12 protein-coding genes are annotated in these 13231 nt (G+C 62.0%); 6 read left to right on the top strand and 6 right to left on the bottom strand.

Annotated features, from left to right (window positions below; genetic code table 11):
* The first annotated feature begins 142 nt into the window (after positions 1-142).
* Entirely contained in the window at positions 143-2092 is a 1950-nt protein-coding gene (locus TERRO_RS21820) for a sensor domain-containing phosphodiesterase (protein ID WP_014784688.1), read from the top strand.
* Between the two features lie 89 nt (positions 2093-2181).
* On the opposite strand, the gene TERRO_RS03840 is transcribed toward TERRO_RS21820, so the two are convergent.
* The gene (locus tag TERRO_RS03840) at positions 2182-2577 is read right to left on the bottom strand and encodes a winged helix-turn-helix transcriptional regulator (RefSeq protein WP_014784687.1); all 396 of its coding nucleotides are present in this window, start codon (positions 2575-2577) and stop codon (positions 2182-2184) included.
* Between the two features lie 96 nt (positions 2578-2673).
* Between TERRO_RS03840 and TERRO_RS03835 the strand changes: the two genes are divergently transcribed.
* On the top strand, positions 2674-3528 hold the full coding sequence (locus TERRO_RS03835; RefSeq protein WP_014784686.1) for an SDR family oxidoreductase: 855 nt from the start codon (positions 2674-2676) through the stop codon (positions 3526-3528).
* Positions 3529-3612: 84 nt separating this feature from the next.
* A complete protein-coding gene (locus TERRO_RS03830; RefSeq protein WP_014784685.1) occupies positions 3613-4023 on the top strand; it encodes a nuclear transport factor 2 family protein in 411 nt (136 codons plus the stop codon).
* Between the two features lie 62 nt (positions 4024-4085).
* Here the strand turns inward: TERRO_RS03830 and hflX are convergent, their stop codons facing one another.
* Both hflX and hfq read right to left on the bottom strand, forming a co-directional pair.
* Positions 4086-5630: a GTPase HflX gene (hflX, locus tag TERRO_RS03825; protein WP_014784684.1), complete on the bottom strand. Its 1545-nt coding sequence runs from the start codon at positions 5628-5630 to the stop codon at positions 4086-4088.
* A 23-nt stretch (positions 5631-5653) separates the two neighbouring features.
* Complete coding sequence (gene hfq, locus TERRO_RS03820; RefSeq protein WP_014784683.1) at positions 5654-5968, bottom strand: RNA chaperone Hfq; 315 nt, start codon at positions 5966-5968, stop codon at positions 5654-5656.
* Between the two features lie 356 nt (positions 5969-6324).
* Here hfq and TERRO_RS03815 point away from each other — a divergent pair, with 356 nt between their 5' ends.
* From TERRO_RS03815 to TERRO_RS03805, 3 genes are all read left to right on the top strand, one after another.
* Complete coding sequence (locus TERRO_RS03815) at positions 6325-7476, top strand: DegT/DnrJ/EryC1/StrS family aminotransferase (RefSeq protein WP_014784682.1); 1152 nt, start codon at positions 6325-6327, stop codon at positions 7474-7476.
* Between the two features lie 107 nt (positions 7477-7583).
* Positions 7584-8423, top strand: coding sequence for a 3-deoxy-8-phosphooctulonate synthase (kdsA, locus tag TERRO_RS03810; RefSeq protein ID WP_014784681.1), 840 nt, complete (start codon positions 7584-7586; stop codon positions 8421-8423).
* Positions 8424-8523: 100 nt separating this feature from the next.
* Positions 8524-9501, top strand: coding sequence for a KpsF/GutQ family sugar-phosphate isomerase (locus tag TERRO_RS03805; protein ID WP_014784680.1), 978 nt, complete (start codon positions 8524-8526; stop codon positions 9499-9501).
* 182 nt (positions 9502-9683) lie between these two features.
* Here TERRO_RS03805 and TERRO_RS03800 read toward each other — a convergent pair whose 3' ends face one another.
* The 3 genes from TERRO_RS03800 to TERRO_RS03790 form a co-directional block, all read right to left on the bottom strand.
* On the bottom strand, positions 9684-10751 hold the full coding sequence (locus TERRO_RS03800; RefSeq protein WP_014784679.1) for a carboxypeptidase-like regulatory domain-containing protein: 1068 nt from the start codon (positions 10749-10751) through the stop codon (positions 9684-9686).
* 91 nt (positions 10752-10842) lie between these two features.
* Positions 10843-12024 (bottom strand): SH3 domain-containing protein, encoded by a 1182-nt coding sequence (locus tag TERRO_RS03795; protein ID WP_014784678.1) that lies wholly within the window; start codon positions 12022-12024, stop codon positions 10843-10845.
* Positions 12025-12062: 38 nt separating this feature from the next.
* Entirely contained in the window at positions 12063-13169 is a 1107-nt protein-coding gene (locus tag TERRO_RS03790; RefSeq protein WP_169315276.1) for a lactonase family protein, read from the bottom strand.
* Positions 13170-13231 lie beyond the last annotated feature (62 nt).

Here is a 13231-nt window from a genome sequence, read left to right as displayed (position 1 = left end):
TATTCACTTACACCGGTATGGAAGACCACATTCACAGTTACTGACCCGTAGGGGTGATCCTAAAAGAATGAGTAACTAGCCAAAGTATCTATATGTGCCCCACAGGGCAGACGCGACCTGCGTGAATCTCCAGTGTTGTGTAATGAAGGTAAATCTCGTCGAACTACGGTCTGCACTAGCGAACGACGAGTTAATCCCCCACTTCCAGCCGATCGTCGAACTGCGCACCGGCAAGTTATCAGGATTTGAGGTGCTCACGCGTTGGCAACAACCCGGGCACAGCCCCCGGCTGCCCTCGAACCTGATTGAGCTTGCGGAAGAGCAGGAGCTGATCGAGGCCCTCGCCCAGCAGGTATTTTGCAAGGCATTCTCGCTGGTGATGGCAATCCCGGAGAGTCTGAGCCTCTCGGTCAACGTATCGCCTGTGCAGCTTGGCTATCCGGATCTGGCTCGGCAGATGGAATCCTTGGCTTCCAAGTGCGGCTTCGCGCTTGACAGGCTTACCATCGAGATCACGGAGAGCGCACTTCTCAGTGATCTGACACGGGCAAAGACAATCGCCCACGAACTGAAAGAGCTTGGCTGTCGCCTCTCCCTCGACGACTTTGGTACGGGCTACTCCAGCCTGGCGCATCTGCATGCGTTGCCCTTCGACGAACTCAAAATCGATCGCTGTTTCGTCAGTGACATGACCGAACGTCGGGAGAGCCGCAAGATCGTTGCGGCGATCATCGGTCTTGGACATAGCCTTGGCCTCAGCACCGTGGCCGAAGGTATTGAAACCAGGGAGCAGGCAGACATGCTCCTTTGGTTGGGCAGCGAACTTGGACAGGGCTGGCACTACGGCGGTCCAGCCTCATTTCCTGACATACGCGCCATCGTGGCCAAAGCGCCGTGGCCGGCAGTATCGGGCCCAACCGCCGCAACGGCGCAGCAGGGGCTTTCCAGCCTGGAAGCTTTCCCCATCGATCGGCTCTCCCAGTTGCAGGCAATCTATGACGGAGCCCCGGTCGGACTTTGTTTTCTTGATTGCGACTTACGTTATGTCAGCCTTAACCACCGTCTTGCCGAACTGCACGGCATTAGCGTAGCTGCCCACCTGGGGCGGTCCGTTCAGGGCCTGATTCCAGAACTCTTTCCGAAGCTTCAGCCATACCTTCTGCGCGCGCTCTGCGGCGAGCCGATAACCGGTATCGAGCTTGCAAAAGAAACGCATGGCTCCACGCAGACTGACTGGCTGCTCCTTAGTTGTTACCCTGCATTCGACGAGGTCGGAGAGGTCATCGGCATCTCTATCTCCGTGATGGACATCACGGAGAACAAGAGGACACAGGCAGAGTTGCAGGAGGCCGAGTTTGCACAGCGACAGTTAGTCGAACTGAACCGTCAAGTCCCCTGGACGATGGATCCAGAAGGGAAAAATCTCCAGACGAATGGGGACGCCGTAGCAGAGACGCCGGGCCATGTCTTGCCTCCTAGCAACCTCGGTTGGATGGAAGCCGTTCACCCGGAGGACATGGTCTCCACCGTCAAGACGATGGAACACGCACTTCGCACCGGCGAGCGGATCGACATGGAATATCGCGTGCAAGATTCCAACGGCGACTGGCGCTGGATGCGGTCGCGTGGTCTGCCGCGCCGGGGCAGCAGCGGAGAGATCACCCGGTGGTATGGCAGCGTGGAGGACATCCATGAGAAGAAGTGCGCCAGGCTGGCGGCGCAGGCAATCGAAATCACAATGCTCAATTTGCTGGAGGCCGTACCGGTCGCCATCATCGTCGAGGAAGGAAAGGCGCGCGCGCTGCATCTGAGCAGGTTCGCGCTGGCCCAAGCTCTCCTGCCGCAGGCACAGAAAGAAAACGTTTACCTCAACGACATCGCACCGATTGTGGCACGAATCCAAGACCATCTCTTCAAAGATGTCAGACGCACGGCGAGCATCACTTCTATTCCGAAAGCTAGTCGCAGGAAACAGAAGCAGCAGGTTGCCCAAGGGACACCGGCGAGCCACAATTTGGATGAGGCCGCGGAAGAGCGGCAGAGACTCGTCACCATGTTGGAAGAGTTCGCGCAGCAGCGCATTGCGAGCTAGCATCGCAAGCTTAGTCGAGTGCACCGCCCGACGCATGAGAAGCCTGCCTCAAGAGAGACGCTTCCATGTCCGGGCTCCGGTGGCACGCGCTAGGCCGACATCTGCCGTGACTTCTCGCGGTTTCCCATCACCTTGGCGACATTGTTCTCAACCCAACTGGTCAGGTACTGCACGCGTTCCGCTAACTCCTGGCCAAAGGGTGTCAGGCTGTACTCGACGCGCGGCGGCTTGGTCGGAAAGACCTCCCGCAGCACAAAGCCGTCTTCCTCCAGCACACGCAGTGTCTGCGCCAGCATCTTCTCGCTGATGCCGCCAATACGATAGGCCAGTTCGCTGAAGCGGTACGTCTGCTCCAGCAGCAACACGATCACCAGCGATCCCCAGCGCGATGTCACATCATCCAGCACAATCCGCGTCGGACAATCCGCCGCATACAGGTTTCCCTTGCGGATCCTGACGGTCTTCGTACTCTTCGGCCACGGCATGAAAACAAGCTTACCCAAAAGTACGTACTTACTGCAAGTAAGCTTGTGCGCTAATCTTGCCTTGTCGCGAACGATGCGAACAAGGAGTGAGACACCATGATCGTCGTAACCGGAGCAACTGGAAAGCTGGGCCAGCACGTCGTTGAGGGCCTGTTGAAGTCCGTACCACCCGCCGAAATCATCGCGGCCGTGCGCAGCCCGGAAAAGGCTGCAGACCTGACTGCAAAGGGCGTACAGGTGCGGCAGGCAGATTACTTCCAGCCGCAGACACTGCACACCGCCTTTGCCGGTGCAGATGCACTGTTGCTGATCTCATCCAGTGATCTCAAGGATCGCGTCTCGCAGCACAAAGCCGCCATCGACGCAGCGAAGGATGCAGGCATTAAGCTGATCGCCTACACCAGCCTGCTGCGTGCAGACACCAGCACCATCGCCACGCTGGCAGCCGATCACAAGGCCACCGAAGAGTATCTACGTGCAAGCGGTGTGCCCTTCGTGATCCTGCGGAACGGCTGGTACTTCGAAAACCACACAGAAGCCCTTGGCCCTGCACTGGAGCACGGAGCGATCCTCGGCTCGGCAAACGACGGCCGCTTCGCGTCTGCCGCGCGCGCCGATTATGCCGCTTCAGCCGTCGCCGTTCTCACAAGCACAGGCCATGCCAACAAGGTGTACGAGCTGGGCGGCGACACACCCTACACACTCACTGAGCTGGCTGCTGAAGTAAGCAAGCAGGCGGGCAAGCCAGTGGTCTACCAGAACCTTCCGGAAGCCGGCTACGAAGGCGCACTGAAGGGATTCGGCCTGCCTGAGGTCGTCGCACACATGCTCGCCGACGCGGATCGCGCTGCCAGCGCAGGCGAACTCGACAATCCGGGCAGCGATCTCCGCACGCTCATCGGCCGTCCCACCACAACGCTCGCGGCAGCCGTCGCAGCCGCACTGCGGTAGCCTGAAGCGGAACCGCATCGCCGCTGGCCCATGGACTTGATTCATGGGCCAGCGGCATCGTTGCGATGCAGAAAGCAGGCCCCCATGAGCACACCCATCGTGCCGCCATTCACCGACGTTGAGCAGGCCACGCGAAAGGTCCAGATGGCAGAAGACCTCTGGAACACGCGCGATCCCGATCGTGTCGCCGCCGCCTACACCGAAGACACCATCTGGCGGAACCGCACGGAGTTCCTCACCGGCCGCAAGGCAGTGCAGGAGTTCCTCACGCGCAAATGGGAACTCGAACTCGACTACAAACTCAAGAAAGAGCTATGGGGCTTCCGCGAGAATCGCATGGCCGTGAAGTTCCAATACGAATGGCACAACAGTGACGGCCAGTGGTTTCGCAGCTACGGCAACGAGCTATGGGAGTTCGCACCGTCCGGCCTGATGCAGCGCCGTGAAGCCAGCATCAACGACCTACCCATCGCAGAATCCGAACGCACGCAATAACCGGATGCCCACGTCCCGGTTCTGAGACGTGGGTTCATCCCGGAAGACCAGACAAGCGATCGCTACGCGATCTGCCGCGTCCTGCGCCGCGGACGCGCCTCAACCGGCGAAGTCTGCGGCAGTTCGCCATGCGCGAGCTCGATGTAACGGCGATAGCGCTGCAGCAACGACGCAGGTCCGTGCGCGGTGAAGTAAACCAGGTTTCCCTCGAACCGCTTGTTCTCGATGAAGCATCCGGCTTCCAGAGCAGCAATCGCGCGTCCCTCACGCTGCGGAATGCGGAAGCTCGCCGTCGCCGTCGGATCGACCGCACCCGCCCCGCCAATGCGCTCCTCAATCGCAGCAATCAGCGCCTGAAGACCGTCGCCCGTATGTGCCGACACGGCAATGGTGTTGGCCTCAGGAAAATCCTTCAACTCCGCCAGCTTGTCCGCGGGCAGCAGATCCGTCTTGTTCAGCACCTGCAGCGTCGGCGTCTTCGACACATCCAGCTCGGCCAGCACCCGCTCCACCTGCATCTTCTGCTCGTCGATATTCGGCGAAGCAGCATCGCGCACATGCAGCAGCAGCTCAGCGCGCTCAACCTCTTCCAGGGTCGCGCGGAAGCTCGTCACCAGAGCATGCGGCAAATTCCGAATAAACCCCACCGTATCGCTCAACAGCACCTTACGGCGAGAAGGCAGCGCTAGATGCCGCAGCTTTGGATCAAGCGTCGCAAACATCCGCGCCGACTCCAGCACACCCGCATCCGTCAGCGCATTGAACAGCGTGCTCTTCCCCGCGTTCGTATACCCCACCAGCGCAACCGTCGGCACCGGCACAGCCTCACGGCGCTGCCGCTGCTGTCGCCGATTGCGCCGCACCGTATCCAGCTGTTCCTTCAAACGGTCGATGCGCGCACGAATGCGCCGGCGATCCGTCTCAAGCTTCGTCTCACCCGGGCCACGCGTGCCGATACCGCCACCCAGCTGGCTCATCGCCTTGCCTTTACCCGCCAGCCGCGGCAACTGGTACTCAAGCTGCGCCAGTTCAACCTGCAGATGTCCCTCACGCGTCCGCGCATGCCGGGCAAAAATATCCAGGATCAACTGCGTGCGATCAATCACGCGCACCGGCAGTTCCCTGTCCAGATTGCGCAGTTGCGAAGGCGTCAGATCATGGTCGAACAGCACCAGGTTCGCGCCACTGCTCGCAACAACCGCCGCAAGCTCTTCCACCTTGCCCGGCCCGATCAGCATCGCAGGATCAGGCTTGCCGCGGCGCTGCACAACGGTCGCAACAACCTCCGCACCCGCCGACCGCGCAAGTTCCTGAAACTCCTCCAGGGCCGCGTCAAAGTCCAGCTCTGCAACCGCCTCCGGCTCGTCCGCGTCGTCATCGCCATCATGGATGGCAGCGGCGGCACGCGCCTGTGCAGCAGCCGCCGTCAGGCGCCGGCGCTCGCCAGTGATCTCAACGGAGACCAGCACCGCAAGCTCGCGCTCCTTCTCGGTAACGTAGCCATCCTTTGAGCTCGTAACAGCAGCAGCGGCCGCAACCTCAAGTCGTGAGGCTGTCGGCCGCTGCCCGGAAAGACCCGTCCGTGCTGTCCGTTGTTTTGTTGACACTCCCGATCCGCTCCGCGTCGCGCTCAGGAGCCGACCGTGCCGCCCATGGCCTCAGCACTGCCCTCAGTCGCGGAATCGCCGCGCGGGCTGCTGTGGCTGGCGTGCGTGCGGTCGCTATGCAACGCGCCACCGCGTGTGGACACCACCGTGGAGATGGCATGCTTGAAGATCAACTGCTCCTGAGCATTGTTCTCCAACAGAACGGAGTACTTGTCGAAGGAGCGGATCTTGCCTGTCAGCTTCACACCACTAACCAGATAAATGGTGACTGCGCTTTTGTCCTTACGGACCGTGTTCAGAAAGGTGTCCTGAATATTCTGTGCCGGCTTGGAATCCATGTGCCGATCTCCCCTTTATGCGCGGCGACGTACGCGCGCTGTCAAAATGTACTGCCTCTAAGAAAAACCTCGACGACTGCGGACCACGCAAACTCGTCTTCGGTTGAGCACAAGGGCCGATGCCCTCAAGACCCTACACAATACGGCGACGACCGTCACCCTGGCAAGCCTAAACCCGCTGCCCTACCATTGACGACAATCACGAGGTATTAGACGCAAATTCTTCCTGCGGGTGGCCGCGCAATCTTCGCGAAAGAACGCTAAATTGCTGGAACCATGTGCCGTAGCGCGCCGCGATCCCGCCTTTCTCTCTCCAGCCAGGGTCCACCGCTGCTATGGCGATACCATAATCCTTGATGTCAGCCGCCGATCTTGCACCCGTCCCGACCCTCGACCTTAGCCGCCAGTACGCCGCCGTGGGCGAGCAGATCGCCCGCGCCGTCGCCGACGTCTGCTCTGCCGGCCGCTTCATCCTGGGCCGCGAAGTCGGTGAATTCGAGACAGCCGTCGCCCGAACCACGGCCGCAAGCGAAGCCGTAGGCTGCGCCAGCGGTACCGACGCCCTCTGGCTCGCACTCGCTGCCCTGCGCATCGGCGAAGGAGCAGCCGTCGTCACCACGCCGTTCTCCTTCTTCGCCACGGTCAGCAGCATCCTCCGAGCGGGCGCACGCCCGGTCCTCGCCGACATCGACCCCGTCTCCTTCAATCTCTCCGCCGATGCCGTAGCCGAAGCCGTCCGTGCCAACCCGGACACCCGCGCCATCATGCCCGTGCACCTCTACGGACAGTGCGCCGACTGGGACGCACTCGCACCCGTCGCAGCCCAGAACAATCTCCTACTCATCGAAGATGCCGCGCAGGCCTTTGGAGCAAGTTGGAACGGCGTTCAGGCCGGCGCGCTCGGCGACGCCGCAGCCTTCTCCTTCTATCCCACCAAGAACCTCAGCGCCTGGGGCGACGCTGGCCTCACCACCTTCCGCGACGCCGCCACCGGCGAACTCGCCCGCGCACTCCGCGCCCACGGCATGCGCCGCCGCTACTATCACGACGAGGTCGGCTGGAACTCGCGCCTCGACACCGTCCAGGCAGCCGTCCTGCTCATCAAGATGCAGTACATCGCTCAGTGGAATGACGACCGCCGCCGCGTCGCCGAACGCTACGCCGCGCTCTTTGCTGACACCAGTCTCGTCGGCTCCGTCGCCGACGGCGGCATCGTCCTGCCCACGGCCGACCCGCGCGGCGTCCACGTCTGGCACCAGTACGTCATCCGCACACCCCGTCGCGACGACCTGCGCGCGCACCTGACCGCACACGGCATCGGCAGCGAAGTCTACTACCCGGTACCACTCCACATGCAGGATGCCCTGCGCGACCTCGGCTACCGCGAAGGCCAGTTCCCCGAAAGCGAGAAGGCCGCACGCGAAGTCCTCGCCCTGCCCATCTACCCGGAACTCCGCGAAGACGAACAAGTCCGCGTGGTCGAAGCCATCCACAAGTTCTTCGCCTGATGCCGCAGTAGAGTCGCAGTGCCCCATGGAGCGGGTGCCCCATTCTTTTGCGACGCAAAAAGGTGGGTTCGTTCTCGACGACACCTTTCCACCTAAGATGGAATGCGATGAACCCAACCGTAACCATCGGCAACGTCACCTTCAGCAACCGGGCGCCACTCGCCCTGATCGCCGGTCCCTGCCAGATGGAGAGCCGCGCCCACGCGCTCGAGACCGCACTGGCCCTGAAGGAGATCACCGCAAACCTCGGCATCGGCCTCGTCTATAAAAGCAGCTTCGACAAGGCCAACCGCACCAGCGCCAACGCGCAACGCGGCATCGGTCTCGAAGCCTCCCTGCCCATCTTCGCCGAGATCCGCGAGACGCTCGGCCTCCCCACACTCACCGACGTCCACGAGAGCTGGCAGTGCAAACCCGTCGCCGAAGCCGTTGACGTCCTGCAGATCCCGGCGTTCCTCTGCCGCCAGACAGATCTTCTCCTCGCCGCCGCAGCCACGGGCCGCACCGTCAACGTCAAGAAGGGCCAGTTCCTCTCGCCGCCTGAGATGGTCCACGTCGTCAACAAACTCAAGGACGCAACCGGCGGCGTGCTCGTCACGGAACGCGGCACCACCTTCGGCTACAACACGCTCGTCACCGACATGCGTTCGCTGCCAGTCCTTGCGCAGGCCGGCGCGCCCGTCATCTTCGACGCGACCCACTCCGTCCAGCAGCCCGGCGGCTTGAACGGCGCCAGCGGCGGCCAGCGCGAATTCGTACCCGTCCTCGCACGCGCAGCCGTCAGCGTCGGCGTCGCAGGCGTCTTCATCGAGACACACCCCGATCCCGACCACGCACCCAGCGACGGCCCCAACATGATCGCGCTCAAAAATATGGCAGCCCTGCTGCGAGACCTGATGGCCTTCGACGCACTTGCAAAGTCAATGGCAGCGAGAGCCACAGCATGAGCAAGGCGAACGATCCAGCGAAGCAGAATAGCGGGTGCCCCACCTTCGACAGGCTAAGAGCCTGCCCTCAGCCTGTCGAAGGGTGGGCGTGAGGCCATTGATGTTGAAACATGACAACAAATCCAGGCAAAGCGCAGAAGCCACCATAGCGTGCGAGATCCGCGGCCTTGAAGCCCTGCGCGACGCACTCAACGGCCCGCTCGGTGAAGCCTTCAACAAAGCCGTCGAAGCTCTCACCAACGCACCCGGCCGCGTCATCGTCACGGGCGTCGGCAAGAGCGGCCACATCGCCCGCAAGATCGCCGCAACGCTCGCCTCCACCGGCAAACCCGCACACTTCGTGCACCCCTCCGACGCAAGCCACGGAGACCTCGGCATGGTGCGCGCCGACGATGTCGTCCTCGCACTCTCCTGGTCCGGTGAGACCGCCGAACTCTCGGACATCGTCGCCTACACACGCCGCTTCGGCGTCACACTCATCGCCAGCACCGGCGACGCAGCCAGCACACTCGCCCGCGCAGCCGACATCGTCCTCGCCATGCCGACCTGCGAAGAGGCATGCAGCGACCTTCTCGCTCCCACCACTAGCACCACCATGCAGCTCGCGCTCGGCGATGCGCTTGCCGTAGCACTCCTCGATCAGGGCAGCTTCAGTGCAGAGGACTTCCGCACACTACACCCGGGCGGCCGCCTGGGCGCGCGCCTGCTCCGCGTAAGCGCACTGATGCATACCGGCTCTGAGGTCCCGCTCATCAGGGAAGATGCCACGCTCGCCGAAGCCATCGTCCGCATGACCGGCGGCCGCTTCGGCATGACCGGCGTTGTCGACGCGCAGGGCGCACTCGTCGGCGTCATCACCGACGGAGACCTACGCCGCGCCTTCACCCACGGCTTTCAGGACCGCCCCGCCATGGAAGTCATGGGCCGCTCCCCACGCACCATAGCCCCCGACGAACTCGCACAGGCAGCCCTCGCCCGCATGAACGCCGAAGGCATCACCAGTCTCTTCGTCCTCGAAAACACCCGAGTAACCGGCGTCCTCCACGTCCACGACCTGCTGCGAGCAGGCCTCGTCTAGAGAAAGCATCGGAACACAATAAAGATGGGGTGCCCCATTCTTTGCGAAGCAAAGGGTGGGTTATCGTGCAAAGCACGACCTCTCTCCCTCCTGAAACCAGGGATCTCGATGGTCCAACCATCGGGTGCGGCGTACATACGCAAAGCGGATGTGTGGGTATCGCGCGAAAGCGCGATCCCTAACTAATTATCATGAAGCGGATCCGGCAAAGGCCCCGAGGCCGGCCGGTGCGGCGTCAACTTCGGCACCACAAACTCCTGCATGATCGCCGCAAACGCCCCAAACGCCGAACCCAGCGCAGCGTTCCTCAGCGTCAGCCCGGCACCATTGCGGTTCGCCGCCGGGTAGTACAGGTTCGAGAGCCCCGCCGAAGCAAAATTCCCCAGCACGCTCGAATAATTAAACTCACGCCTGCCGTCGTCGCCATGGCTCACCACCACGCTCGCAATCGCGTGCTTCGCACGAGACATCTTCGTGCCCGTCCCCTGCCAGTAGTACCGGGGATCCTGGTGGAAGAGCATCGGCAGAATCGCGCCGCCTAAAAACGTACTGATCGCGCCATCCGCAAAGTTCGCCCCATACCGCTGTGCATAGCCCTTGCGGTTATAGCCCCAACCGTCGATGCCACCCGTCGCCTGCTGCACACCCGCGCCAAACCCCGCACCCAGAAAAGACACCGGATCAAGCGTCGATCGCCATGCCATGTGAAACTTCTGCTGCGCCGTCAGCGGTGCTGGATTTTTGAAATAAACGACGTAGAAGTTAGGGATAACGCCAAGAACGCGCTGTTTCTCCTCCGCCGCAACCTGCGCAACCGCGATGTCGTGTGAGGTAGCCACGACGGATACAGAGGTCGCAACCGTCGCACTCAACGCCAGCGGCGCCAGTTCCTTCTGTTCCGCAACCTCCAGCGTTCCACTCTCCAGTGCAGCTTCAAAGCCGCTGGCAACGGCATGCACCGTGTACGGCCCGGCAGGCAGTCCATAGGCGTGAAAGGCTCCGGTGCCATCCGCCAGCTGCACAATGGTCCGGCCACCCGCGGTGATCTCAACGTGAGCACCCGGCAACAGCCCGCCCTCCTGGTCCGTCACAACACCGGTCAGCGACGCATTGCTGGCAGCCGCCGGTCCGTCTGGCAGCGAAGAAGTCACAGCATCGGGTGCAACCGCCCCGGGCGCGGACTGGCCGCAGCAGACACGGCCGCAAAAGCACACCAATACCGCAGCGACCGTTCGCCGGATCAGAAGCATGCTCAAGTAGACGTCCAGAGAGGATAAGAGTTCTGCATCGCGAGAAATAAACCGCGACGATTCCTACTGCGGCAGCACGGAGTCCGCCCGGTCAACGTCTCTTCTTCTTTTCTTTCTTTTCCTCGGGAGCAATCTGCGCCTCTGCCGGGGCGGTCGTGCCCGGCGCGAGTACGCGCCGCGTAATGTTCCCCTCAAGCCGGTATGTCTTCGTCACCAGTTGATTCTTCGCAGGCCGCGTCTGCCCAGTGGCCGAGTCCGGATGCGGCACCGGCGCTCCTGCCGCCAGAACCGTATACGTGTACGACGGTGCAGGCCCAGTCGCAGGGATACGGTCATGCGCCGGTGTTCCCGGGTCGACACCGATCTTGACGGGCAGGTAGCCCAGGATGTTCTTGTCGCGGTTCGCCGTCTCGTAGCGATGCTTCTTCAGATTCCAGTAAAAAACACGGATCTGGCTGAAGTCATACGGCAGCCCCGACTTATAGGGGCTGAAAACGGCAACATACTGCGGCACTTCCTGGCTCGCGCCTTCGACCGCAGGATCAACCACCTTATTCAGAATGTAAGCGCCCACAACGCGCTGGCCCTCGGCATAGCGCGTGATCGACTCCGGCGCATCCGTGTCCAGCATCCGGCTCACCATCCAGCCAGTACGGTTCTTGCTGTCGCGGACCAGCCACCAGTCGTCCATCGCAGGCGGCGGAGGCGGCACCGGAGCAGCGCCGGGAATCGGCTTGCCATCCTTGCCCATCGGCACCTGCGCCGTCGGCAGAGGCGTACCCGGCGGCAGCGGTTTCAGCGTGCTCGCACGTTCCAGCAGCTTCAACTTCTCGCCTTCATCCAGCCGATAAAGCTTATCGGTCGTCAGGCCCGGCGCAGCATGCAGGTAGACATCGTCGCGCACACTGCCCGTCGCAACAAACGGCTCGTCCTTGTGAGCATTCGCCAGCTCCTCGAACTCCGTCGCAACCTTCTCCGTCGCAACCGCGCGTTCATCGATCCAGCCAATCTCGCCCGCATCCGTCTTCACGCGATAGAAGCGGCGGTTCTGCTCTAGGATCTCGAGCCGCTGTCCGTTGACGACATTCCCCGTACGGTTTGACACCGCGGCAATGCGGTCACGCAGAAACGTGGCCTTCGCCGTGACATAGACATAGTGGGTAAACGGCTTCGGCTTGAAGCGGTTGCACCCCGCCAGCAACAGCGGGAACAGCGCGGCAACAGCAAAGCTACGAACGGTCAGGCGGCGTAAGAATGGGGACTTATGATGCATTCGAGCAGGTTTGAGGATAGCACCGTGCACCCTGGGCACTAGTGGGACAGCGCCAGGATGCTGGCATTCGTACCCGTCGCGGCGGAACTCACGGCATACAGCCGTCCAAGGTTCGTCGCGTCAAATCCATACAGCGACAGGTCCGGTGCACCGTTGTACGAAGCCGCCAACAGCCATTTCCCCGTCGAGTCCGCGCCCAGCGACTGCACTGCTACACCCGACGAAAACGGCGAACCAGAAACCGCCGTCAACGCCGCATTCGTCCCGATTGCATATCCGCTGATCGTGCCATCGGTACGATTCGCCACATAGGCATACTTGCTCGTGTTATCCAGCGCCACCGCGTAGGGCTGCGTGCCGGCCGCATACGTCGTGGCCGTCGTCGGCGTCAGGTTCCCGTTGCTGCTGACCGTATTCACCACCAGCCCCGGATTCGTCCCGGATCGTGCCTCATAGAGGTACGTACTGGTGCTGTCGATCGCAATGCCATTGTCGCTGGTGGCGTCCGGCGGCAGCGTCTGCGTCAGCAGAGCCAGTGCCCCCGTGGTCGTGTTGAAGCTGAAGACCAGCTCGCCCGCCGTTCCCATCGCAGCCACGACGAAAGCACCGCTCGGTGCAATCTTCAACTGCTTCGGAATCACCGTGCCCTTGGCCGTAAAGCCAATACCGCTATTCGGTCCCGGCGACAGCGTTCCGTCGGCATTGACGGAGAACAGCGCAATCGAGTCGCCGCTGCCGCTCAGCACCATCATCCACTTACCATCGGGCGAAACCTGCATGTCGGAACAGATCGCATTCGCAATGGCATTCCCACCGCTCAAAGCGGCCAGCGTGCCATCGGCCGCAATGCTGTAGCCATAAATGGCCGAGACCGTACCCACCCACAAAAACTTGTTGTCACGGCTGACCACCAGCGCCGTCGGCGGAAGTTGCAGCGTGAGCGGCGAACCAGACAAAGCCGCCAGCGCACCGGTCGTCGAAATGCCAAAACCCGAAACGGTATTCGACCCCGTATTCGCCACAAACGCATAGTTCGTCGCAGAGGTGCCAGTTCCAGGCGTCGTCGTCGAATCCTTATAGAAAAACCCGGAGCAGCCCGAAATCGGCAACAGGCAGAGCAACAAAAGCGACGGCATGGTCCGCATGAACTTGATGGTAATGCTCCGCATCGGTGTCAGGCGGTAGACCGCACTCACAGGGTTGGACG

The sequence above is a fragment of the Terriglobus roseus DSM 18391 genome (assembly GCF_000265425.1).
Lineage (GTDB): Bacteria > Acidobacteriota > Terriglobia > Terriglobales > Acidobacteriaceae > Terriglobus > Terriglobus roseus.
The sequence above is the reverse complement of the archived record's forward strand: the minus strand, read 5'-3'. Positions and strand labels throughout refer to the sequence as shown.